Annotated in this window: 16 protein-coding genes; 15 read left to right on the forward strand and 1 reads right to left on the reverse strand. The window is 58.2% G+C overall.

Annotation, left to right across the window (positions count from 1 at the left end):
* Positions 1 to 114 precede the first annotated feature (114 nt).
* The 3 genes from ETAA8_RS32480 to tilS all read left to right on the forward strand — a co-directional run bounded on the left by ETAA8_RS32480 (position 115) and on the right by tilS (position 4,627).
* Positions 115 to 1,182: an ABC transporter ATP-binding protein gene (locus ETAA8_RS32480; protein WP_238397631.1), complete on the forward strand. Its 1,068-nt coding sequence runs from the start codon at positions 115 to 117 to the stop codon at positions 1,180 to 1,182.
* A 28-nt stretch (positions 1,183 to 1,210) separates the two neighbouring features.
* On the forward strand, positions 1,211 to 3,529 hold the full coding sequence (locus tag ETAA8_RS32485) for an ABC transporter permease subunit (protein WP_145099037.1): 2,319 nt from the start codon (positions 1,211 to 1,213) through the stop codon (positions 3,527 to 3,529).
* A gap of 81 nt (positions 3,530 to 3,610) precedes the next feature.
* Entirely contained in the window at positions 3,611 to 4,627 is a 1,017-nt protein-coding gene (gene tilS / locus ETAA8_RS32490; RefSeq protein ID WP_145099040.1) for a tRNA lysidine(34) synthetase TilS, read from the forward strand.
* A 23-nt stretch (positions 4,628 to 4,650) separates the two neighbouring features.
* Here the strand turns inward: tilS and ETAA8_RS32495 are convergent, their stop codons facing one another.
* Positions 4,651 to 6,297 (reverse strand): MFS transporter, encoded by a 1,647-nt coding sequence (locus ETAA8_RS32495; protein ID WP_202921409.1) that lies wholly within the window; start codon positions 6,295 to 6,297, stop codon positions 4,651 to 4,653.
* A gap of 441 nt (positions 6,298 to 6,738) precedes the next feature.
* Between ETAA8_RS32495 and ETAA8_RS32500 the strand changes: the two genes are divergently transcribed.
* The 12 genes from ETAA8_RS32500 to ETAA8_RS32555 all read left to right on the forward strand — a co-directional run bounded on the left by ETAA8_RS32500 (position 6,739) and on the right by ETAA8_RS32555 (position 23,099).
* Entirely contained in the window at positions 6,739 to 6,948 is a 210-nt protein-coding gene (locus ETAA8_RS32500; protein WP_145099043.1) for a hypothetical protein, read from the forward strand.
* 561 nt (positions 6,949 to 7,509) lie between these two features.
* Entirely contained in the window at positions 7,510 to 8,826 is a 1,317-nt protein-coding gene (locus ETAA8_RS32505; protein ID WP_145099046.1) for a hypothetical protein, read from the forward strand.
* Between the two features lie 236 nt (positions 8,827 to 9,062).
* Positions 9,063 to 9,608: a dihydrofolate reductase gene (locus ETAA8_RS32510; protein WP_238397842.1), complete on the forward strand. Its 546-nt coding sequence runs from the start codon at positions 9,063 to 9,065 to the stop codon at positions 9,606 to 9,608.
* 166 nt (positions 9,609 to 9,774) lie between these two features.
* The gene (locus ETAA8_RS32515) at positions 9,775 to 10,173 is read left to right on the forward strand and encodes a DUF4440 domain-containing protein (RefSeq protein ID WP_145099052.1); all 399 of its coding nucleotides are present in this window, start codon (positions 9,775 to 9,777) and stop codon (positions 10,171 to 10,173) included.
* 277 nt (positions 10,174 to 10,450) lie between these two features.
* On the forward strand, positions 10,451 to 11,554 hold the full coding sequence (locus ETAA8_RS32520) for a S1C family serine protease (protein WP_202921410.1): 1,104 nt from the start codon (positions 10,451 to 10,453) through the stop codon (positions 11,552 to 11,554).
* 235 nt (positions 11,555 to 11,789) lie between these two features.
* Positions 11,790 to 12,836, forward strand: coding sequence for a S1C family serine protease (locus tag ETAA8_RS32525; protein WP_145099058.1), 1,047 nt, complete (start codon positions 11,790 to 11,792; stop codon positions 12,834 to 12,836).
* Positions 12,837 to 12,971: 135 nt separating this feature from the next.
* Positions 12,972 to 13,256: a DUF4404 family protein gene (locus ETAA8_RS32530; RefSeq protein ID WP_202921411.1), complete on the forward strand. Its 285-nt coding sequence runs from the start codon at positions 12,972 to 12,974 to the stop codon at positions 13,254 to 13,256.
* Between the two features lie 382 nt (positions 13,257 to 13,638).
* Entirely contained in the window at positions 13,639 to 14,667 is a 1,029-nt protein-coding gene (locus ETAA8_RS35095) for a QcrA and Rieske domain-containing protein (protein WP_202921412.1), read from the forward strand.
* 82 nt (positions 14,668 to 14,749) lie between these two features.
* A complete protein-coding gene (locus tag ETAA8_RS32540; RefSeq protein ID WP_145099064.1) occupies positions 14,750 to 15,526 on the forward strand; it encodes a cytochrome b N-terminal domain-containing protein in 777 nt (258 codons plus the stop codon).
* A gap of 102 nt (positions 15,527 to 15,628) precedes the next feature.
* Positions 15,629 to 17,011, forward strand: coding sequence for a cytochrome b family protein (locus ETAA8_RS32545; protein ID WP_145099067.1), 1,383 nt, complete (start codon positions 15,629 to 15,631; stop codon positions 17,009 to 17,011).
* Positions 17,012 to 17,102: 91 nt separating this feature from the next.
* Positions 17,103 to 22,112, forward strand: coding sequence for a hypothetical protein (locus tag ETAA8_RS32550; protein WP_145099070.1), 5,010 nt, complete (start codon positions 17,103 to 17,105; stop codon positions 22,110 to 22,112).
* A 210-nt stretch (positions 22,113 to 22,322) separates the two neighbouring features.
* Positions 22,323 to 23,099: a cupredoxin domain-containing protein gene (locus ETAA8_RS32555; protein WP_145099073.1), complete on the forward strand. Its 777-nt coding sequence runs from the start codon at positions 22,323 to 22,325 to the stop codon at positions 23,097 to 23,099.
* Position 23,100: the final 1 nt, after the last annotated feature.

Below are 23,100 nucleotides of genomic sequence, written 5' to 3' on the forward strand. Positions count from 1 at the left end.
TGTCACCTGCCCGCACGGTTAACGGGCGAAACTAAACGCCGATTGGTCGGGTATTTATCTAGCGCTGTCGAGCATGGTTGAGGGCAATATCGCTGAGGCAACCAATACGGCAGAATGACGCTGTTCTTAGGAGAAGCGGGAAGTCGAGGGGACGAGTCATGGAATGACTCGACTACGGGGAAGAGAAAGGCGTGTGGCATGGGCGAAGCGGCCATCGAAGTCGAACAGCTATCGAAGACGTATGTCGAGGGAATGCTGCGGCGCAAAAAGCGCGAGGCGCTGCGGGAAGTCAGCTTTCAAGTTGAACGAGGGGAGATCTTCGGCCTGCTGGGGGGCAACGGCGCGGGGAAGACGACGTTCATCAAGATCCTGCTCGGCATTATTCGCCGCTCGCAAGGCAAGGCGACGCTGCTGGGCTATCCGGCCGGCGATATTCGCGGTCGCCGGCGAGTGGGCTATTTGCCCGAGAACTTGCGCGTGCCACGGCATTTGACCGCGATCACGGCGCTCGAATACTACGGCCACCTGAGCAACGTCCCCAGTAGCGTGATTCGGCAGCGGCGCGGCCCGCTGCTCGAGCGCGTCGGATTGGGCGCACGAGCGAACGACCCCGTCCGCAATTATTCCAAGGGCATGCTGCAGCGCTTAGGCCTCGCGCAGGCCATGCTGCACGATCCCGATATTTTCATTCTTGATGAACCGACCGATGGGCTCGATCCCCTCGCGCGGTCGCAAGTGCGCGGTTATTTGGCTGAACTGAAACAGCAGGGGAAGACGGTTTTTCTCAACAGCCACATTCTGCAAGAGGTCGAACTGATCTGCGATCGGGTGGCGATTCTCGACCGGGGAACGCTCCGCCGCGTGGCGAACGTCAAAGAAATCACGTCGGGCAAAATCGATGGGCTGGCAGGGGCGAATCAACTGCTGGAAGTGCAACTCGACCTGGTCGGCGACGAAGCCCGCCTGCGCGAGGTGCTGCCTGCCGATACGATCATCACCTGGCAGAAGTTAACAGCGGATTCGTTCCGCGTGGTGCTGCGGTTGCCCGATCAGGCAGCCGTCGACTTTTTTGTCGATGAGTTGCGCTTGCGCGGGGCGAGCATCATCGGCTTGGCACGGCGACGCATCAGCTTGGAAGAAGCGTACCTCGAAATTGTGGCTGCGGAATCGATCGACAACTAAGGCGTGCGTGCGAGAAGGCGATTGTTGAATGAGACCGTATCTGGCCATTGTCAAAGATTCGTTTCGCGAGGCGTTCGCTTCGCGCGTCTTGTGGATCGTGTTGATCATCATCACGCTTTTCCTGTTCGCCGTCTCGCCCCTTACTTATCGGCAAACGCTGACCACTGGCGTGCGAGAAGATGAGATTGCCTGGACCGATTTCATCGACCAGTTGCGCCAGGCTGACGAAGGGAAAGCGCGGCGCGGCGTGCAACGAATCTGGTCGCTACTGAGCACTGCTGGCCAGAAAGCAGTAGCCGATTACCAGCCCTTGCCTTCGTCTCCGCAACTGAAGGATTTCGCCCAGCATGCGGAGTATACGAAGCCGATTATGCGCGATTTGGAATCGATCCTGCAGAAGGACGATCTTTATCAATCGACCGCGTTCTCGACGGCCAACTTGCGGCTGGAAGGGAAAGAACTATTGCGGCGCGAGAGCGAACTAACATCCGAAGAGCGCCAGCGGCTCAATCGCCTGTTGTTTGAATCGGCCTTTGGCGATGCCATCGACGAGAGCAAGTCGACGTCGCTGCAGTTGCGATTTGGCTGGTTCGATATGCTGCCGCCACTCCCCATCAGCAAACCGCTGTTGGTGACTACGGTTCGCCGGCTCCTTCCCTTTCTCGTCGATAAGGGGTTGCTCGCCATCGGCCTGCTCGTGGCCATCGTCGTCACCGCGCCGGCCATACCGCACACGTTCGAAACCGGTTCGCTGCATTTGCTGCTAAGCAAGCCGGTTTCGCGATCGCTCCTCTACGTAAGCAAGTTCATTGGCTCGTGCGCGTTTGTGCTGCTATGTGCGACCTACCTGTTCATTGGCCTGTATGTGCTGCTGGGGCTGCGCTGGGCCGTGTGGGAACCGCGGCTGCTGTGGTGCATTCCGATCTATACTTTTGTGTTCGCCGTTTATTACTCGGTGGCCGCGCTCGCGGGACTGATCTGGCGGAATGTGATTGTCAGCATTCTGGTGGCGATCTTGTTTTGGGCCCTCTGCTTCACTGTGGGCTTTAGCAAGGTGACGATCGAAGCGTCGATGAACAAGTATCGCGTTCGCAAGATCGTGCCAGCTGGCCAAGACCTGCTCGTGATCGATGGCACGAACACTCCACTGGCTTGGAATGCTACGGAAAAGCGCTGGAACGTTGTTTTCCTCTCGAAAGAGCTGCGCGATGCTCAGCCCATTCTGTCGGTTGTGGCCGCGCTGCCGCCCATTCAGGGCCCGGTGTACGACCCCAAGGAAGATCGCCTGGTTGCGGTAATGATGTCGATTAACAACGGCCAGCAGACCGTGGTCACCGCCAGCGCTAAAGATAACTTCACGTTTCGCGATGGCCCCGCTGCGCCGCAACCAACGCTGGCGTTTTTGAACGAGCCCGATGGCCAGCCGCTGCTCTTTACGGGGCAAGGCTTGTTCCGGCCGCAAGGCGATCTGAGCACCAAGAAGGACGAACTGACGGTGCTGGGCTATAAGATTCCCTTCACCACGCGCGGGCCGCTGCGCGATGCGGGACCATCTCCCGCGCAGAGTTGGGACGAGCCGTTTTCGGCCACCTTCGGTCCCGATGGGACGCTCTATACCTTCTCGCGCGGCAAGCTGCAGAGTTATGCCAAGGGGGATAGCGGCAAGTATGTGCCGAAGGAGTCAGAAAAATTCGAGAAGCCTGGTCAGCGGCGCGGCTGGCTCGCGGCGAGCAAGAACACGCTACTTGTCGCCTTTCGCGATGGTTCGTTGCAACTGCGCGATCCGCAAACACTGAAGCTGCGAACGACCGTCACGCCCGCAAAGGATGAACGGCCGCGAGCGCTGGCTTCGTCTCCCGATGGCAAATGGCTGGCCGTGGTTGCCGAGAGTCGCCGGCTGTTCGTGCTCGAAGATGGCAAGGACGACTTCCAACTCGCGCGGGCGGGTGGCCAGGGTGATATTTCTGCGGTGCAGTTTGCGCCCGAGGGAAAAATGTTCGTGGTCGATCTGGTCGACCGCGTTACGGTGTACGAGACGGGAACCTGGAAGCAGACCGCGCGCTTTGCGCCGCCACTTCACTTGCAAACCATTTTTTATCACTACCTCATTCACCCGATCTATACCATCTGTCCCAAGCCGGGCGAGTTCTATCGCACCATCACCTATCTGCTGCTTGAAAAGGCAGAAGATAAAGGAACCGAAGATGGCGAGGAACCGCGCGAACCACAGGGGGATGCCCCGCCGCGCAAGGTCGAGAATCCCTGGCAGCCCGTTTACAGCAGCCTCGCCTTCATGCTGGTCATGCTCGCGCTGGGCTGCGTGTATATGGAGCGGCAAGAGTTCTAGCAGGGTTGAAGCGATGAAGGGAGGCAGGGATAAAGGATATCTTCCTCCCTTCGACCCTTTCCCCCTTCTACCCTCCCCCTCATGCTCAACCAACTCACCACAAGCTGGCCTGTTTCTGAGTGGCGCGATGTCACCGTGCTGGTGGCGGTCTCCGGCGGGGCCGATAGCGTGGCGCTCCTCTGCGGACTGCACGAACTGCGGTCGCACGAGCACGAAGCCAAGGGGAAGTTGATCGTCGGGCACTTTAATCATCGGCTGCGCGAGACGGCCGATCACGATGCCGACTTTGTGAAGGATCTGGCGGCCGATTTGCAACTGCCGTGCGAGATCGGCCGCGCTGAAGAGCCTCTATCGGCAACCGGTGGCGAAGGTTTGGAAGCGACTGCCCGCGCAGCGCGGTATGAGTTTTTGCTCCGGGCAGCGGAAAAGGTCGGCGCGCGGTATGTGGTCACCGCGCACACGTGCGACGATCAAGCTGAGACGATCTTGCACCGCGTCATTCGGGGCACGGGACTCGCCGGGCTCGCCGGCATTCAACGGGCTCGTCCCCTTAGCGAAGCAGTCACGGTCATTCGCCCACTGCTCGAAGTCTGTCGCGCGGAAGTGGTCGCGTATCTCTCCGACCGTTCGCAAACGTTCTGCCTGGACGAGAGCAACGAAGACCTCAGCTTCACGCGCAACCGGATTCGCCACGCGCTGCTGCCGCAAGTCGCCGCGCAATACAACCCGAATGTGCGCGAAGCCTTGCTCCGCCTCGCTCAGCTGGCCGGCGATGCTCAGCAGGTGATTGAATCGCGGGCCCGCGAACTGGTCGAACAGGCGGTGCACATCAAATCAACAGGCGAAGTTCGCCTCGACACTCGCCCGCTGCAAGGTCAACCCATGCACCTGGTGCGCGAACTGCTCATTCAAGTCTGGAAGCAACAAAACTGGCCGCTGCAGCAAATGGGTCTCGACGAGTGGAGCAACCTGGCTACGCTGGTTGTTGGTCCTGGCACCATGTCGAATTCTGCCACTAGCTCGCTCAATCTTCCCGGTTCCCTCCGCGCAAGCAAAGAGGCGGAGCAAGTGACCTTGCTCCGCCTCAAGAGTGTTTAATCGAATCGCTGAGTGAATAGCGACTACGCTTCGGCAATGCCAACCGGATCTTCGTGGATCTTCAGCGCCTTGTAGCCGCCAATCGACTTGAAGTAGATCAACAGGCCCAAGTAGATCACGGCCATCGTCGCTGGGATGGCGCTATCGGTTACCAGCGTGCGACGATCGCCACGAATGTCAGCTTCGACGACCTTCGTCTGCTCCGCGGTCCGCGGCTTCGCATCCTTGGCAGCTCCCAGCTTCTTGCCGTCGAGGCCGTAAGCATCAGGGAAGACGAGAAACTTGCTGGCCTGTTCGGCCTTGTACTCTTCAAACAGCGCCGGATCGGCCTTGGCAACTTCTTCACCCGCATAGCGATCCTTGAAGTAGCCGAGCCCCTTCGAACCAACAAGCCCAGCCGACATCATGCCGATGCCACCCATGATGCTGATGGCCACGGCACCTGACCGCGGAAAGCGATCGCTGGCTACCGCGAGCATCGTCGGCCAGAAGAAGGTCTTGCCGACGCCGTACACGGTTAGCGCCAACAGTGCCATCACAAAGGTCGATGCCATGCTCGTCAGGTTGAGGCCGATGAAGGCCAGCACGGCACAGGCGAGCAGAATCGCCACGGGCGACATGCCGAGCTTCTTTTCGATGAAGTGCGAACAGAAGCGGAGGCCGAACATAACTGCCGACGTGAATACGAACAGGAACTTCCCTTCGCTCGACGACAAGATGTTGCCCGTGATGTTCTGAATCCAGCCGTCCGTGCCCAGTTCCACCGCGCCGACCAGGGCGTGTGTGATGAATAGCACGAAGAGCAAAATCGAACCGATCGAAAACTTGGTGATGATGCCGATGCCGAGCAACAGCACACCGCCAATGGCATAACCGATGTATTGGGGAATTGGCGAACCGGGGGGAAACGCCGCTTTCGCGAGATCGCCAAAGAACAGCGCGAGCAGGAAGCAAACCACCGCTCCACCCAATAGACCGACGTCCTTGAACATTTCGCCGATGCTGAGGCCCTTCTCCGAAGCTTCCGACTTGGGAAACGACTGCCCCAGGAACATAATGCCGTACAGCACGGTCGGAATGAGATACAGTGCGAGCTGCATCTTCCAATGGATCTTGTAGATGTCGTCGAGCACCCAGCCGAGGGCGCTGCCGAGGATCAAACCGGCCGGCCAACTGGCGTGCAGAATGTTGAGGTAGTGGGTGCGGTTGTTCGGGAACAACGTCGCGACCAGCGGGTTGGCCACCGCTTCGAGCGTGCCGTTGGCAATCGCGAACAGGAACATGCCCACCGTCAGGTACATGTTGGCATTCGACTTGGCGAGGTCCAAAGCTTCTTTGGTCATGCTGGCGGCGTCTGCCGGTGCCATGGCCATGAACGTGACGATGGCCGAGGCAATGTGGAACAAGAAGGCAGCTGCCACCAGCCAACCATAGCCAACCTTATCGACGACGATTCCGCCGATAATGATGCCAAAGCAAAAGCCGGTGAAACCAGCAGCGCCGATGGCACCCAGTTCGGCACCGGTGAACCCGAATTCCCCGCCCCAGTTATCGAAGATACCGCCGCGAATCGCGAAACCGACGCCAGCGGCCAGGATTGCCATAAACCCTGCCCACAACAGGCGGTAGGCATTGGGCGCGATCGCGTCGCCCGCAAGGGACTTACTCATCGAACAGAACTCCGGGAGAGGACTCGGGAAGGTGGGCGGTTGACAAAGCTCGCGAGTATAGCCCGGTGGCCGCTAGCTGTAAATGAATTTCGCCACTAAGGGAGCCGAATTGCCCGGTAGCGGAAATTGCCGGTAGCTCACTGAGCGCTGCTTGGCGATCAAGTTCCTTTAGCCAACACCGCGCTGCGGCGCAAGCGACCCAGGAGTGCACTCCCCCGCTTTGCGGTAACCCGAAGACAAAACCCGCGAACCTTAGGGGGTTCAGAAACGTCGGAATAATACAGAGGGAGTTGTAGCGAATAACCCTGTAAGAAGTTCCCAAGCCCATTTCCCGTTTTCCCGTAGCTCAGTCACACCGTGACTGAGAACCGTCCGTCGGATTCGAGATTTCTCAGAGTTTGCCGCAGGGATGATCGCGGCCTTTCCCCTTGAAGGCATGCCATGCAAACCGGCCCCGGGCCTGATTTACAGTTGGTGCTCTGCCACAACCGAGCACACGGCAGGATTGCCGTCGATCTCAACGCCTTTGTCGAATTCGACTTGGTGCTTACCAAAGCCCTGCGCGCACTCGTCAGCAAATGGCCCGACCCTCGCCCCGCCAGTCCGGCCCACGGGCGAATGAGTCAGCCCCCCAAACGAAAGCCGAAGTAACACGTTGGTCAGTCACTCCGTGACTGACACCTTCTTCCGCCCTCTGACGCGGCCAATCGCAAACTCGTTGCTCAATCGCTGATCTTGTCAGCTGCAATTGCCTGTCAGGTATTCCGTACCTGACCTTCCGACGAGTTCGCTCTCCGCCCCCCTTCTCACGCCACCGCCCCTGCGGCGGTGGGTCATTGGCTTGTGCACTAGAGTTGCTGGGAACTATCTGAAAATGTTTTCAAAATGTGCTTGCGATGTGAGCAGCATGTCTTTAATGTTGTGAGTAGTTGCGCAGGATGTTCTGCGCAGTTCGTGAGAACGCCAGGCCGGGGTCGGGAGGTTTTTCGGGCTCGGGAGTGGTCGCATTGGCTGAGAGAGGTTGGCCCGAAAATCCTCCGGAACCCAATGGGGTGGAACGATCGCGCGAGGAGAGCGATCTCGCGAAGCTGCGCTTGTGGGTCAGGACAATGTTTCGGGTCGGCGCTGAGCGGCTGACGGCAACGTCTGCGCGCCCGAAAATTGCCCCGCCCCGGTTTGGGTTTGTTTGTTTTCATTTCGAAAGGAGCCGTTATGTCTCGCAAGCTACGCATCAGTGCCCAGGATATCGAGATTTTCAAGTTGGTTCGCGTCGAAGGGCGCAAGCAGAAGGATGTGGCGATCAGCTTTCAGCTGACGCCGAGCGCGATCTGCAAAATCGTGCAGAAGATGGAGCAGTGGCAAGGCTCGCTGGTGCCGCACATCACGCGGAAAACGGCGGAGTTTCGCGAGCTGAGCCGCGAGCAGCGGTTGTACAACTGCGTGCGATTGCGGCGACGGCAACTGCAAATGATGTACGAAGATTCGATGGAGGCGTGGCGCGAGTCGCGCAAGCCGCTCGTCTCGGCCAAGGTCGTGAAACGAAACGGCGTCATCGAGCGCGAGGAATCGTGGAGCCGGCAGTGCCGCGGCAATCCAAGCATGCTGCGCGAGGCCCGCGAGATCAGCCGCGAACTGGCCGAGCTCGACGGGCTCAAGCGCGACGGCACGGTGGACCTCAGCTGCGAGGGGAGACTGTTCGAGCCCGCCGCGCTGACGAAGGAAGAAATGATCGCCGAACTGCGCGCGGAGGTGGAACTGTCACTGCGGGAGTTGGCGAAGTGGGAGGGGGCGGGGAAAGAGGGGGAGAGTGGGAGTGAGGGAGAGGGGGAGAAGGAAGAAGAGAACAAGTTAGAAGGTAGAAGTCAGAATGCAGAAGTGAAGACGGAGGAAGAATTCTGGAAATTGAAAATGGAAAGTTTTGGGATTCAGGAGGAAGTGATTGTGGCGGAAGTCGTGGAGGAGTCAGTAGATAAGAGCGTAGCGAGTCATGTCGAAACAATTGAAGATTCCGGAAATTTCCAGACATCAATTCCCGCTCTTGTTTCTGTTCCTGTCTCCCCCTCTCCCTCACTCCCACTCTCCCCCTCTTCACCCGCCTCCTCAACTCCCAAGCTAGAGATTCCGCAGAACCTGACCGCAGAGGGGAGGAGCCGGTTAGCGCAGCAGTTGTCGCTGTCGTACAAGTTGCAGCATGCTCCGGAACTGCTCGAGCCCCACGAGCGGCCAGCGGAACTTCCAGTGCAGTCGCAGGGCGCGCCAACGCAGCCCGCACAGCCCGTGAAGAAGAGCAAGCTGCACGTCAACCAGCACGGCCGCATCTTTCGCGACGTGGGTGGCTACCTCATGCCGATCCCGGGCATGTGGGTCGAACCGGAGAAGCCGTGGAAGCGAGAGGAGCGGGAAAGGGCGGAGGAAAGGGAGAAGGCAGAACGCAGAATGCAGAATGAAGGAGAGCGGGGAGATTGCGAGCGAAGGAAAGGTCGTGCACAGTGCGGCCCCTCACCCCGGAGTACCGAGGCGAGGGAGTGAGGAAGGGAGGGTAATCGCGCGAGGAGAACGATCTCGCGGAATTGCGCTAGTGGGTCAGGACAATGTTTCGGGTCGGCGGTTGCCGGCTGAAGGTAACGTCAGCGAGCCCGAAAATTGCGCGGACCCGGGCTGGGACCTATTCTCTCGGCGGATAAATTGAACAAACACACGTTCGCTGGCGCTGCAGGAAATTTCACTTGTCACTCTCGTTCTCACTCTCCCCCTCTCCGGCTCGTATGCCCAGGCTGTCGTTGCTGGTAGCGGTGGCGCGAAATGGGGTAATAGGAAATCGCGGGGAGTTGCCGTGGCGGTTGAGCGCGGACTTGAAGCGGTTCAAGCAGTTGACGCTAGGCCAGACAGTGCTGATGGGACGCAAGACGTACGAGTCGATCGTGGCGGCCTTGGGCAAACCCCTGCCGGGCAGAGTGAGCCTGGTGCTATCGCGGCAAGCGGAGCCCGTTAGTGTGGAGGCGACGTTGCCCAGCGTGGCTATTGATGGCGCGGGGCAGGTCTTATTGGTGCGCGATGTGGCGGCGGCGCTGAGCCTCGCGCGCGAGCAGTCAGAACTGTTTGTGGTCGGGGGCGGCGAGATTTACGCCCTCACGCTGCCGCAGGCAGATCGGTTGTACTGGACATGGGTCGAGGCGGAGCCGGCGGGAGATACGTCGTTTCCGCGGGTCGAGTGGAATGAATGGAAATTGCAGCAGGAAACCCGCTACACAGCTGACGCCCGCAACCAGTACGATACGACGTTCGCGATTTACGAGCGTGCTCCCACTTAGCCCGACGCGTGAGCGAGGGTGAAGTGCAGCGAGTCCTGGGAAAATGGAGTGAGAGTTAAAGGTGCTCCCTCGCTGACGCGTCGGGCTAAGAAAGGCAAGACATCAGCAATACACGACAAAAAGACACGACAAACGAATTCACAACTCAAGTGAAGAAGGATCCATCATGGCTGCGAGTGTTACCGACGAACTGTTGCAACTGAACCAGACGCTGCTCAACGCGATCATCAGTGGCGATTGGGCGACGTACGAATCGCTCTGCGATCCGTCGATCACCTGCTTCGAGGCGGAGGCACGCGGGCAACTCGTCGCCGGAATGGCTTTTCACAAGTACTACTTCGATTTGCCTGGAACGCCGCAAAAGCCGGCGAAGGTGGTGACGATGAGTCAGCCCCATGTTCGCTTGCTCGGCGATAGCGGTGCGGTGCTGACCTACGTGCGACTGAATCAATCGCTCGACTCGGCTGGCGGTCCGCAGACTTCGCGTGTGGAAGAGACTCGCGTGTGGCAGAAGATGGGTGGCGCGTGGAAGCACGTACACTTCCATCGTTCGACACACACCTGACTGGTGGTGAGGCTGGGAATTGGATAGGAGCGCGGCAGAAGCAAGGAGATGGGCGTCATGGCAGAGCGTGCCGAGAACGTAGCTAGCGGCGATTGGCGGAGTGCGGCATTTTTTGGGGAATGAGAGGAAATTTGCAGGCGGGTCGGGTATGATTAACTCGACTTAGCAGGGAGCGCTCCGGCGGTTGGTCCCTCGCGCTGCGACCTTGCCTCTCGCTTGTTCAACAACTGGATGGCGGCCGATGACGGCAGGTAATACGTTCGGCAGGATGCACAGGATGCCCCAAATCGCGGGCATCTTGGTGGCGATCTTTCTCTCTCTCCCGTTTGCTCACGCCCAAGAGAGTAAGCCGGCGGCGAATCAGCCGGCACCCAATCAAGCTGCCGTCAAAGCACCGGATACGGCACCCTCTGTCGCGAAGACCACTTTGCCGGCATCTCCAGCAGCCTCGCCGGCGGCTGAAGAAACGATTGATCCGCGCCTGGCCAAGATTTTCGCCGGGGCCAATCCGAGCGGCATTGCCGACCTGCGACTGATGCAGGACCACGTTCGTAAGATCAGCGAAAAGCTGCAGAAGGCGACCGTGGGGGTGCAAGTTGGTGCTGCCCAGGGAAGCGGTGTCATTATTAATAAGGAAGGCTACGTGCTGACGGCCGCGCACGTTTCGGGACAGCCGAAGCGGCAAGTGTTGTTTCAGTTGTATGACGGTCGCAAGCTGTTCGGCGAGACGCTGGGGCTCGATCGGAGCGTTGACGGCGGCCTGATGAAGATCACCGAAGGGAAGGATTTCCCGCATTTGGAGATGGGGGATTCGTCGAAGCTGCGAGAAGGGCAATGGGTTCTCGCGACGGGGCATCCCGGTGGCTATCAATCGGACCGGAAGCCGGTTTTGCGGCTGGGGCGCTTGCTGCTGGTTGAGCGAACCGTGCTGACCACCGACTGCACGCTGGTGGGTGGCGATTCGGGCGGTCCGCTGTTCGATATGGAGGGGAAGGTCATCGGCATCAACAGCCGGATTGCGACGCCCCTAACGGCCAATATGCATGTGCCGGTGAATACGTTCAAAGATACCTGGGACCGGATGGTGAAGGCTGAGGCTTGGGGGCATTTTCCCGGCCAGGAGCCTTTTCTCGGTGTACGGGGTGAGAAAGATGCGAAGAATGCCAAGCTAGCTCACGTTTTCCCCGACTCCCCTGCGGAGAAGGCGGGGTTAAAGGTGGGGGATATTGTCGAGGCGTTCGACGGTGAGGTGATTACCGATTTTCCGTCTCTGTCGGCCCAAGTGCAGCAGCAGCAACCCGGAGATCGCATCAAATTGAAGGTAAAGCGAGGCGAAGAGACGTTGGAGTTGAAGCTCGTGCTCGGTAAGCGGGGAGAGTAGCAGCGAGACCGCTGTGCGCGTTGCCGCCGGCGGGAAGTGTTGCTGAGGTGAAGTGTCGCCGAAGTAATGTAAACGAGCTGTCAATAAATTCGTCTTTTGGCCACGAAGTCAGTATAGTTCAATGAGGAAGATCGTACGGAGTGAAACAAGAGCCAGAATTTCACGCCGTGCAGTAGTGATTCGAAGGACGTGATTAAATCGCGGTGAGGGATCATTTTCAGGGAGTGCTTGTTCCATGAATTTGTCTGCCGGCAGTTGGATGAAGTGGTCGCTGGTCCCCGTAGCTTTGCTCGCGCTGGCTCCGGTATCGTTACGGGCCACGGAACGTTCGCACTCGAAAGTGCTCGCCGCGTTTCGCGATGTGGTGAAAGACCCCGCTCAGAGTACGGTCCGCGTGTTTGCGGATGGTCGCAAGGCGGCTCTGGGCGCGGTGGTCGATTCGCAGGGCTTTGTGATTACGAAGGCCAGCGAACTCAAGGGAAAGCTCGAATGTCAATTGCTCGACGGTCGCCGCGTGACGGCGGACCTGGTCGGCAAAGACACCACGGTCGACTTGGCTCTACTGAAGATTAACGCGGGCAAACTGCACACGATTGCCTGGTCGGACAATATCGACGCCTCGGTCGGTAGTTGGTTGATTACTCCGGGTCTGGAGCTCGATCCTGTCGCCATTGGCGTGGTGAGCGTAGGGGCCCGCAAAATCGCCGCTCCCTCGGGTGCGCTCGGTGTGCAGTTGGATCAAAAAGACGATGTAGCCCGAATCGAAAAGATCATGCCCGATAGCGCCGCCTTGCGAGCTGGCATGGAAGCGGGCGATATCGTACTGAAAGTGAATACGAAGGATATCAAGGGTCGGCAGAACCTGATCGAGACGGTGCGCGGTTATATGCCGGGCGAGCGGATCGAACTGGTCGTAAAGCGCGGCGACAAAGAGATGTCGATTACCGTCACGCTCGGCAACCTCGCCACGCTGTTTCATGGCGGGGAACGGGCTGAGTTTCAGAACAACCTGGGCGGCCCGCTAAGTGAGCGTCGCGCAGGGTTTACGCTTGCCATTCAGCACGATACGGTCTTGCGTCCCGCCGATTGCGGCGGCCCCATTGTCGATCTCGATGGCAAGTGCCTGGGCATCAACATTGCCCGCGCCGGCCGCGTCGAAAGTTATGCCCTGCCAGCTTCGCTGGTTCGGGAAGTGATTGGCAAACTGAAGGCTGCGGCGGAAATTGCCCAGAAGAAAGTGACGGAAGTCTCGACTCCTGCCGAATCGGCAAAACCGCAATAGCGGCGAGCGAGAGACCCAAGTTGCACGTTCAACTGCTGCGGGCCCGGCGATTCTCCGTTAGAATTGACCGGGCCGCTTCGTTGAATGTGCTCACGAGTTTGTTTTGTAGATTCCTCTCCGAAAGTGATGCTGGCCATGACCGACAAAGCTGACCGCCTGCGCGCCGCCATTGCCGACTTGGAGCGGGAGCTTCACAACCTCGAAGCGTCAGACCCCGAGACCCGGGCCCTGTTGCAATCGGCCGCCGCGGATATTTCAACCGCTTTGCATCAAGCGACGGAAGAGGAGGGTAGTCTTCCCGATACCAGCGAGTCGAGGAACCTGATTGAGCAGAAGGTCCTGGAGTTTGAAGCTTCGCACCCGCAGATCTCGACGGCCCTGAGTCGCTTCATCGACATGCTGGGGCAGATTGGCATTTAACGACTTAGCAACGAGCAGAGTAAATCACTGGCAGACGAAAAAACACTTTTAAAACCGCGCTTCGCCCGATTCACCTTTTCGATTTGACGGGCTAAATTAACGCTCCCGCAACCGGGAGCCAGGCAAGGTACTCAACTTGCCAGCGGGACCGAAACCACCCGCTTCAGGGTGGTTGACAGAAGACGAGAACCGGCTAAAACTTAAACAAGCAGGGATTGTGAAAAATATCACAAGGTTTCCCGCCTGCCTGCTTGAGGGGTAAGTCATTTCCGGAAAACGACTTGCTGATCGCGCTGGTGAGGGTCGAAGGCGGACGATATATCCTGAAATTGTGCGCACGCCGCAGCTGAGGCGTCGTAATTGTGGGCAAAGGCTTGGCGTTATGGCCAAAAAAATGTCGGTTGAAGAGATTCTTGCGGCTGCCAAAGCTGGTGGCGCGAAAAAGCCAGCCGAACCTGCTGCGCCTGCTCCTGCCGCAGCAGCTCCTGATGTCGAGCCTGTGGCAGCTGAAGCTGCTCCTGCAGCGCCGGCACCGAAGGCTGCGGTGAAGGCGGGCTCAATGAGTGCTGCCGATATTCTGGCGATGGCCAAGGCTGGCAAAAAGCCCGCTGCACCTGCTGCTCCCGCACCAGTCGCCGCTGCCGCACCGGTTGCTGAAAAGCCCAAGCCAGCGCCACCCAAGACTGATGCCGCAGTTGCGGCTGCGGTCCCCAAAGATACCGCGAGTGTCCTTGCCGCCGCTCGCAAAGCAGCGAAGCCAGGGCCTGTTTCCAAAGCAGAGGCCGAGGCGAAGGGGATTGCTCCTGTCGTTCCTGCTGGCAAGAAGAAGCTCGAAGCGCCGCCAATGCCAGCCAAGCCTGCGTTTGCTCGGCCGGCCGCGGCAGCTGACCCCGACCGCCGGACGTTTATGGCAGCGGCCGCTGGTGCGCTGTTTGGTTCGTCGTTGGCCATCGGCTTTACTTCGTTGGCCGTCACTCACTTGATGTGGGTGCTGGGTTTGGCTCGCTACATGTTTCCGAATATTTTGATCGAGCCGCCGACTCGGTTTAAGGTTGGTCCGCCGACAAACTTTGGGCCCGGTCAGGTTGAGACTAAATTCATTCCCGAGTTCGGTGTCTGGATTGTCCGCTACGAGTTCGATGGCAAGCCAATGATCTTTGCCTTAAAGGCTGTCTGCACGCACCTTGGCTGCACGCCGAACTGGCTTGAGGCCGAGCAAAAGTTTAAGTGTCCTTGCCACGGTAGTGGTTTCTATAAGGACGGCATTAACTTCGAAGGTCCGGCTCCTCGTCCGTTGGAGCGCTATGCCATTAGTCTGGCCGACGACGGCCAGTTGGAAGTCGATAAGAGCCGCACGTTCAACCAGGAGCAGGGGCAGTGGAAAGATGCTGCTTCGTTCGTCTCGGTTTAGCTCTGGCTGCTTGTTGGTTCTGTCTGGCGCGAGTTGCTCGCTGGTTCCGCATTTTTTGGCGACTTGAATCACTGATATACCTATGGCCACGCTCGGCGAAATCATCCGCGAATCGCAGATTTGGAAGAGTGTCTTCCGTCATCCAGCTCCGTTGGATCGACGCAATCGCATCGTCGTGATGCTGACGAACTTCTTCCTGCACCTGCACCCCGTCTCCATCAAAAAGCAGGGCATTGCTCTCAGCTTTACGTGGTGCATGGGTGGTGTGACGTTCTTCCTGTTTCTGGTCGAAACCGTCACCGGCGTGCTGCTGATGTTTTATTATCGCCCCACGCTCGAGTGGGCGTACAACGATATCCTCGCGCTCCGCGATGTGACATCGCTCGGCATCTTGCGCGAGCTGCATCGCTGGGGTGCCCACGCGATGGTGATTACCGTTTGGCTGCATATGTACCGCGTGTTTCTCACGGGGTCGTACAAGCCGCCGCGTGAGTTCAACTGGGTGATCGGTGTCATCTTGCTCCTGCTCACGTTGCTCCTGTCCTTCACGGGCTACTTGCTCCCTTGGGATCAGCTGGCCATTTGGGCGATCACGGTGGGTTCGAACATGGCCCGTGCGACGCCGTTATTGGGCTACGAAGGTCCGGGTGCCATGTTCCTGCAGGTGGACGGCATCAACATGATTACGAACGCTTCCGACGCTCGCTTCGGTTTGCTCGGCGCGCGGTTCGTGGGCGAAGAAACGTTGAATCGTTTTTACGTGCTCCACTGTGTGGCGATTCCGCTGGCGGTTTCGCTGCTGCTGGCAATCCACTTCTGGCGAGTGCGTAAGGACGGCGGCATTAGCGGTCCGCTGTAGGTTGAAACTGGTCGCCGAGTAGTTGGCGGCTAAAGTGTGTTGGCGATTTTGTTCGGTCGGTTTTTGCCGCCGAACTTTTGATCAGGTGAATGGCAGGCTGCGATGCACGGACACGAACCACCAGAAATATTCGTCGCCAAGATTGCCGGCTTCTTGGGCTCGTATTACTTGCTCATGGCGGTAATGAATGCAGCCCTGGCGCTGATTGTCTGGCAGTCGGGGCGCGATCGCACGTTCTTCCGCCTGCCGGTCGTGAAGTTTCCGTTCACGGGTTCGGTCGTTTGGCTGCTGGTTTCCTTGGTCTTCCTGCTCATGGGCGCACTTGCCTATAGCGGCTCGGCTGAACTGGCTCCTTACATTTCGCTGCCGCTCTTCGTTCGCGAGGGGATCAACCGCGCAATGAACCCGACGGTCTACACCATCGGTTCGCTGGTGCTGCTTGGCTTTTTGTTTATCTTCCGTCGGTTCTTCGTGCAGCCCATCGTGGCTTGGGTGCTGCTGAATCTGTCGATGTTGCTGATGGGTATGTCGATGACCGATCAGAACTTCGCGCTGATCGTGATGAAGCCGGACAACGTGCCAATCGTTGGCTTGATGTTCCTCCTCGGCTTCTTCACCTGGCTGGGTGCCTATCAGGCCGTGCAAAACGACGATCGCGCCAAGTTAGGGCTGGAACCGCTCGAGAAGTTGGACAATGAGAAGGTGCTCGTCTGGCCCGATCTGGTCTACACCGAACTGATCTGCATGGTAGCTCTCACCGCCTTCCTGCTGGTGTGGGCGATTGCCCTGCAAGCTCCGCTGGAAGAGCCTGCGTCGGCAGTGAAAACCCCCAATCCGTCGAAGGCCCCTTGGTACTTTCTCGGTCTGCAAGAAATGCTCGTTTACTACGATCCGTGGATGGCGGGTGTGGTGCTGCCGAGCATGGTTGTCGCCGGCTTGATGGCGATTCCCTATATCGACTTCAACAAGCAGGGAAACGGCTACTACACCATCGACCAGCGGAAGTTTGCTTACGTCACCTTCCAGTTCGGCTTCCTCGTCCTCTGGATCACGCTGATTGTGATGGGTACGTTCCTGCGTGGTCCCAACTGGAACTTCTTCGGTCCGTACGAGATTTGGGACACGCACAAAGTCGAAGTGCTCAACAACGTCGACCTGTCGGAGTACTTCTGGGTGTGGGCGTTAGGCAGTAGTCGGCCAGCAGCGCCCGAAGGGTCGGCCGCCTTAGTCAAGTTCGGTTACATCATGCTCCGCGAATTGCCGGGCATCCTGCTGCTGATTGGTTACCTGACCGTCCTGCCACCATTCCTCGTGGTTGTAAGCAAGTTCTTTCAGCACCTGTTCGTCAAGATGGGTTTCATTCGCTACATGGTGATGACGAACCTGCTGCTGATGATGATGCTGTTGCCGCTGAAGATGGTGGCACGCTGGACTCTGAATTTGAAGTATTTCATTTCCTTGCCCGAATACATGATGAACTTTTAGCGCGCTCCGTTCCTGGGCTCCTTGAAAATTGCCGGTACGTAGTCCGTTAAGTCGAGTTTCGCAATAAAGGCCGCCGCGGCGGAGAGAAGTCATGCCCGCAACCGAATCGACCTGGCGTAGTATGACGCTCATGCATCGCATCTTTGCGGTGGGTGGCGTGGTGCTGACCCTGTGTACGGTCTGGATGTTTTATAAAGACCACTTTCGCTCTTGGAAGAAGTATCAAGAGACGAACGTCCTGGTCGATCGCCGCATGACCCAAATGCGGGAAGATCAGTACAAAACGGACGAAGCGAACAAGCAAGTTGCCAAGCTCGAAATTGCTTACAGCAAGGCCAAGGCTTCGCCCATTGATCCCGCCGCCATCGATGCATTCGGGGCTGAACTGAAGTCTTTCAAGGTCAACTTCAAAGACCTGCCGGCCGAGAGCGATCTGCCCGACCTGTCAGCTGAATTAAAGACGCTGCGCGAAGTATCGGACGCAGCAGTTGCCGATCGCGCGGCTGGCGATGCAGCCCGCGCGGCCGCTGAAGCGAAACTTGACGATGCGGAGTTGCAGCGAGCTGCCAAGGCGGCCGAAACCAAAGCGGCTGTGGTCGAAGCCGATGCGGCCAATCGCCGCGCAAGCATCGTCAAGCTGCTGCAGAGCAAGGTCGACAAAGCTTTCATTCACGAAACGCAAAAGCTTGGGGATCGCAAAGGACAATCGGCCCACGTCGATAAGGCCAAGGCCGATCTGGATATTGCCATTCGCGATAACCTGACCGGCGAAATGGCGGCTCTCCAAAAGGCCATCGATACCCAGGTCGACAAGCTCAATAAGATCAACGCCCAATATCAGGCCTTGAGCGCTCATCGCAAGACATTGGAAGCAATTGTCAAGCAGATCAACGCTCCCATCGAACTCGCTTTCAAGGACTTGGAAGACAGTCGTTCTGCTCTCAAGCGGCTCGCAACAACGGCCCGCGAGAAACGGGAAACGTTCATCGCCACCTACGATACCTTTCCGTACTTTGGCCCCGGCAAGCAGTTGCTGAACCTGCCGATTCTTGACGCCTTCGGTGCCACGCGCAAACCGGAGAATCGTTGGAGCGAAGGGCTGTTGCAGGACTATAACTTTGCCAAAGTTCGCCGCTTCGACCGCTGCACCACCTGCCACGGTTCGATGCAAAAATCGTTGCCCGGCGATCCCACCGCGCCTCTCTACACCAGCCAGGTGGCGTTCGAGGTAGTCGTCACTCCACGCACGCTCGAGGAGGTGAAGGCCAATCGTCTCGCTCTCAAATTGCCAGAAGTCGACGATCAAGGACAGCCGATTCCCTATAGCTTGGAAGAATGGCTAGGTCTGAAGTTGGCCGACCACGGCCTGGTCAACGTCGACGACGTTGTCATCAAGTACGTGCAACCGAAGTCGCCGGGTGCTGGTGCATTGCCAATCGACCCGAACGGCCCGGTTCAATTGCCAACCGGTGAAGAGATTCAGCAGCAGGCCGCCACTGGCATAACGCCGGTCGTGGAATCTCCAGTGCCGAAGAAGCCCGGCCTGCTGGTGGGCGACGTGATCGCCACCATCGCTGGCAGCGAACTTCGCGGGCAATATACCGGCGTTCAGCGCGCTGCAGTCTCGCTGATCGATCTCGCCGCTGCTGGCAAGCCATTCCGCATCGGTGTGTTACGAGGACTCAAGCACCCGTTTAACTCGCACCCTCGGTTGGACTTGTTCCTCAGCGATTCGAGTCCGCACAAGTTGTCGACTTTCGCCTGCACAATTTGCCACGAAGGGCAAGGAAGTGCGACCGATTTCAAGTGGGCTTCGCACACTCCGAACGATCCCACCCAAGCCGCCGAGTGGTCGAAGGAGCACGGTTGGTTTAATAACCATCACTGGATCTTTCCGATGTATCCGGCGCGCTTCACGGAAGCGACCTGTCTCAAGTGCCATCACGACGTCGTCGAGTTGGAACCGAGCCAGAAGTTCCCGGATCCTCCTGCTGAAAAGTTGATGCATGGCTATCGGTTGATTCGCATGTATGGCTGTTATGGCTGTCACGAAGTGAACGGCTACGATGGTCCAACACGTCGCGTCGGTCCCGACATGCGGCTCGAACCCAGCTTTTTTGCGGCAGCCCAGCAACTTGCCTGGGAGGTCAATCAGCGCGAGCAAGAACTGCGCACGATCAAGCCTGAGTCAGACGAAGACAAACAGGCTCTTGCCGCCCAGCTAAGCAAACTCGCAGCAATTACGAAGTTGGCCACTCAACTCACTGCCCATCCTGCTGAAGATGGGGTGCGACATACATTGCTTGGCATGATCGAAGAAGATCAAGCTGCCGCGCCTGGCAAATTTGGCCAAGTGCTTGCTCCGCAGAGCCATCGCCTGGCGGCAATGTTTCGCGATGTCGAGGCTCCGGGCACCCTTCGCAAGCCGGGTCCGAGTCTCCGCTCCGTGGCTCAAAAAGTTGATACTGCCTTTCTCTACGATTGGATTTGGAACCCGAAGAACTTCCGCGAAAGCACCCGCATGCCGCGCTTCTTCGGGCTGTGGGATCACCTGGCCGACGATGCGTCCCGGCACGTGGCAGAAGACTTGGAGCCAATCGAAGTTCGTGGCCTCGTCGCCTATCTAATGGACCGCTCGCAAAAGTTCGATCCAGTGCAACCGCCCGAAGGCGTCACTCCGTCAAGCGACGAAGAAAAACTGACCCGCGGTAAGCAGCAGTTCGAGACGCGCGGCTGTCTGGCGTGCCATACCCATCATGACTTCCCTGATACGAAGAAGTTCCGCAGAGAGAACGATATCGTCCAGGGGCCAGATCTGTCGAATATCGGAGCCAAGTTCAGCGCGGAGGCCAATCCGCAAGGTCCGACGTGGCTCTATAGCTGGATCAAGGAGCCGACCAAGTATCACGCCCGCACGGTGATGCCGAACCTGTTCCTCGAACCTCTGAAGCAGGTCGAAGTCGTCAAAGATGCCGAAGGCAATCCCGTCAAGGATGAAAACGGCATGGACAAAACCGAGACCAAGATCTTCGATCCTGCTGCCGACATTACGACTTACCTGCTCAGCGACAACAAGGGTGGTTGGAAACCGGTGAAGTCGGAGCAACAGCTAACCTCACCGATGTCGAAGGAAGAAGGAGAGGCGCTGAGGAAGTTGATGCTGGAGTACCTCAACGATGCCTTCTTCAAAGATGCAGCAGAGGAATACTTCACGACAGGCTTGCCGGAGGAAATGCGGTCGGAGTTGAAGGGTGCCGAGACCGAGTTGATTACTCCCAAGGGTGTCAACCTGACCGATGCTCAGCGGCTGCGCTACATTGGTTTGAAGACGGTTTCCAAGTATGGCTGCTTCGGCTGCCACGATATTCCCGGCTTTGAAGATGCCAAGCCCATCGGCACGCAGTTGCAAAACTGGGGTCGCAAAGATCCTTCCCGATTGGCCTTCGAACACATTTCGCATTACATCGGCGGTCACGGTGCTGCTCATGGTGCCCACGGAGCCACAGCCAAGGGACATGATCACGCGCCCGCGGCTGCAGCCAATCCGGGTGACGAGCGTGCGGGTGGTGGTGACGGCGCAGAGGCTGCGCCTGCCCACGACCATCAGCACGATCATATGGCGGAAGAGCACGAAAGCCTGCCGCCCGGCTCGGACGAGTATTATCACCATGAGTTGGAACATGGCAGCCGCATCGGCTTCATTTATCAAAAGCTGAAGGAGCCGCGCAGCTACGACTTCGACAAGACGCTGAACAAGCGCTTCAACGAACGCTTGCGAATGCCGCAGTTTCCGTTCACGGCCACCGATCGTGAAGCGATCATCACATTCGTGCTCGGGCTGGTTGCAGAGCCGCCGCGCGAGAAGTATTTGTATCGCGCCAACCCCCGGGACAAAGCCATTGCCGAGGGCAAGGTTGTGCTCGAGAAGTTCAACTGCGGCGGCTGCCATATCTTGGAAGCCGATAAGTGGAAGATCAGCTACCCGCCAGGTCAGTTTGGCGAACAATCACTCCCTGGCCCGGTGTTTCCGTTCCTCCAGGCTCATTTCTCACCAGCGGAGCTAAGCAAGCAAGCCACGCCCGATGCCAGCAATCGTCTGCACTCGACACTGCTCGGATTCCCAGCCCTCACCAAGGGGCAAGGGTTGCCGGAGTTGGTCGATCTGGAAGATGGCGAGTTGGTGCCGGAAGATCGCTACAACCCCAAGGACACCAAGCTGTCGGTTGAGATCATTGCTCCCACGATTGTCGATGGTTTTCCGTACTTGCCCGGCCAGGCCAAGATGTCGATTCCGGGCAGCACGGTCACGAGTGCGTACACCGACAACGGCGGTATGCTCACCCGGTACTTGTTGCCGCGTGTCACCCAGATCGAACAGCAGTCGAACCCGAATGCCAGTGGTAGCGAGGCCTATGGTTGGTTGCCTCCGCCACTGTTTGGCGAGGGGAGCAAAGTTCAGAACAATTGGCTCTACGAATTCTTGCTCCAGCCCTATCCGATTCGCCCGGCAGTGTTCTTGCGAATGCCGAAGTTCAATCTTTCGAGCGACGAAGCCACCAAGCTCGTCAATTACTTCGCCGCGATCGACAATGCGAACTACCCGTACGAATCGGCCGAAGTGAGACTCGATAGTCACCTGGCGGAAATGCAGGCTGCCTATGAGCGGCAGGCCATGCGCCCCGACGCCAATCGGCTGGATGACGCGATGAAGATCGTCGTCGATAAGAACTTCTGTGTGAAGTGTCATATCGTCGGCGACTATGATCCAGGTGGCAGCGTGCGAGCTAAGGCACCCGACCTGGCAGAGGTACACCGTCGTCTGCGCCCCGATTACCTGAAGCAATGGATCGGCAATCCGAAGATGGTCCTCCCCTATACGGCGATGCCCGTGAACATTCCGTACACACCGGGTGAGCCGCAAGGCAAAGCACCGGCGGAGTTGTTCGTCGGCGATAGCGTGCAGCAAGTGCAGGGGCTCGTCGATCTGCTCATGAACTTCGATCAATTTTCGAAGGGCAAGAACCAGATTACGCCGCTCGTGCCAGTGACTCCCCCCGCTGCGGCTGAGGGAACGACACCGGCTGCTGGCGCAACGAATTAAGTCCCGAGCAACAAAACCTCAATAGCAAAACTGAGTCCGCAAGATCTGCGGATTCCCGAACTGGCAGGCGAACACGGCGGTCCGCCATTGATAAGTTGATATGATGGTTCGATGGTCGAGATTCGTTTGTTTGTTTCCCGCCTGGCTCTGCTGCTACGTTCGAACGAGCGACCTGTAGTTGAGCCAACACCTTCACCAGGGAGTCCTCTCATGATCCGCATTACTCACCGCTTCGCCGCGATTGTCGCCGCGATCTTGTTGCCCACGTTCGCGCTGGCCGCCGACGGCAGCATCAAAATCAAGTTCAAGCTCGATGGCGAAGCCCCCAAGCCAGCCAAGCTGACGATCGATAAAGACCCGGCATTCTGCGGGCCTAAGATGCTCGTGGATGAGAGCATCAAAGTTGGCAAGGACAACGCCCTCCAGAACGTAGTGATGTACCTGTATCTTGCACCTGGCACCAAAGCTCCCGAGAGCGCTGCGGCCCTTGCTGCCCTGCCCAAGGAAGTAACGGTCGACAATCTGGGCTGCCGCTACGAACCTCGCGTGACCGCCATGTGCACCACGCAAACGTTGATCCTGGGCAACCCCGATCCCATCGGCCACAACGTGAAGGGGGACTTCTTCTCGAATCCTTCCTTCAACGATCTGATTCCTGCTGGCGGTTCGACGAAAAAGACGTTCGCCAAGAATGAGAACCGACCCATGCCTCTCGCGTGTGCGATTCACTCCTGGATGGGCGGTTACTTGTTGGTGCGCGACAACCCCTACTTCGGCGTCAGCAATGCGGAAGGTGTGCTCACCATTCCGAATGTCCCCGAAGGCAAGCGTACCTTTACCATTTGGCAAGAGAAGGCCGGTTTTGTGACCAAGGGCATTCAAGGCGGCAAAGAGACAGCCTGGAAACTCGGCCGCATGGAAGTCGATGTGAAGGGTGCTATGGATCTTGGCGAATTCGCCATCCCGCTGAGCCTGCTCAAGAAGTAAT

The organism is Anatilimnocola aggregata (genome assembly GCF_007747655.1).
In the GTDB taxonomy this organism is placed as follows: Bacteria; Planctomycetota; Planctomycetia; order Pirellulales; family Pirellulaceae; genus Anatilimnocola; species Anatilimnocola aggregata.

What these genes read in the sequence shown, in the direction of transcription:
- ETAA8_RS32480 (WP_238397631.1), top strand. Translation starts at nt 115, where the DNA reads ATGACGCTGTTCTTAGGAGAAGCGGGAAGTCGAGGGGACGAGTCATGG.
- ETAA8_RS32485 (WP_145099037.1), top strand. Translation starts at nt 1,211, where the DNA reads ATGAGACCGTATCTGGCCATTGTCAAAGATTCGTTTCGCGAGGCGTTC.
- tilS (WP_145099040.1), top strand. Translation starts at nt 3,611, where the DNA reads ATGCTCAACCAACTCACCACAAGCTGGCCTGTTTCTGAGTGGCGCGAT.
- ETAA8_RS32495 (WP_202921409.1), bottom strand. Translation starts at nt 6,297, where the DNA reads ATGAGTAAGTCCCTTGCGGGCGACGCGATCGCGCCCAATGCCTACCGC.
- ETAA8_RS32500 (WP_145099043.1), top strand. Translation starts at nt 6,739, where the DNA reads ATGCAAACCGGCCCCGGGCCTGATTTACAGTTGGTGCTCTGCCACAAC.
- ETAA8_RS32505 (WP_145099046.1), top strand. Translation starts at nt 7,510, where the DNA reads ATGTCTCGCAAGCTACGCATCAGTGCCCAGGATATCGAGATTTTCAAG.
- ETAA8_RS32510 (WP_238397842.1), top strand. Translation starts at nt 9,063, where the DNA reads ATGCCCAGGCTGTCGTTGCTGGTAGCGGTGGCGCGAAATGGGGTAATA.
- ETAA8_RS32515 (WP_145099052.1), top strand. Translation starts at nt 9,775, where the DNA reads ATGGCTGCGAGTGTTACCGACGAACTGTTGCAACTGAACCAGACGCTG.
- ETAA8_RS32520 (WP_202921410.1), top strand. Translation starts at nt 10,451, where the DNA reads ATGCCCCAAATCGCGGGCATCTTGGTGGCGATCTTTCTCTCTCTCCCG.
- ETAA8_RS32525 (WP_145099058.1), top strand. Translation starts at nt 11,790, where the DNA reads ATGAATTTGTCTGCCGGCAGTTGGATGAAGTGGTCGCTGGTCCCCGTA.
- ETAA8_RS32530 (WP_202921411.1), top strand. Translation starts at nt 12,972, where the DNA reads ATGACCGACAAAGCTGACCGCCTGCGCGCCGCCATTGCCGACTTGGAG.
- ETAA8_RS35095 (WP_202921412.1), top strand. Translation starts at nt 13,639, where the DNA reads ATGGCCAAAAAAATGTCGGTTGAAGAGATTCTTGCGGCTGCCAAAGCT.
- ETAA8_RS32540 (WP_145099064.1), top strand. Translation starts at nt 14,750, where the DNA reads ATGGCCACGCTCGGCGAAATCATCCGCGAATCGCAGATTTGGAAGAGT.
- ETAA8_RS32545 (WP_145099067.1), top strand. Translation starts at nt 15,629, where the DNA reads ATGCACGGACACGAACCACCAGAAATATTCGTCGCCAAGATTGCCGGC.
- ETAA8_RS32550 (WP_145099070.1), top strand. Translation starts at nt 17,103, where the DNA reads ATGCCCGCAACCGAATCGACCTGGCGTAGTATGACGCTCATGCATCGC.
- ETAA8_RS32555 (WP_145099073.1), top strand. Translation starts at nt 22,323, where the DNA reads ATGATCCGCATTACTCACCGCTTCGCCGCGATTGTCGCCGCGATCTTG.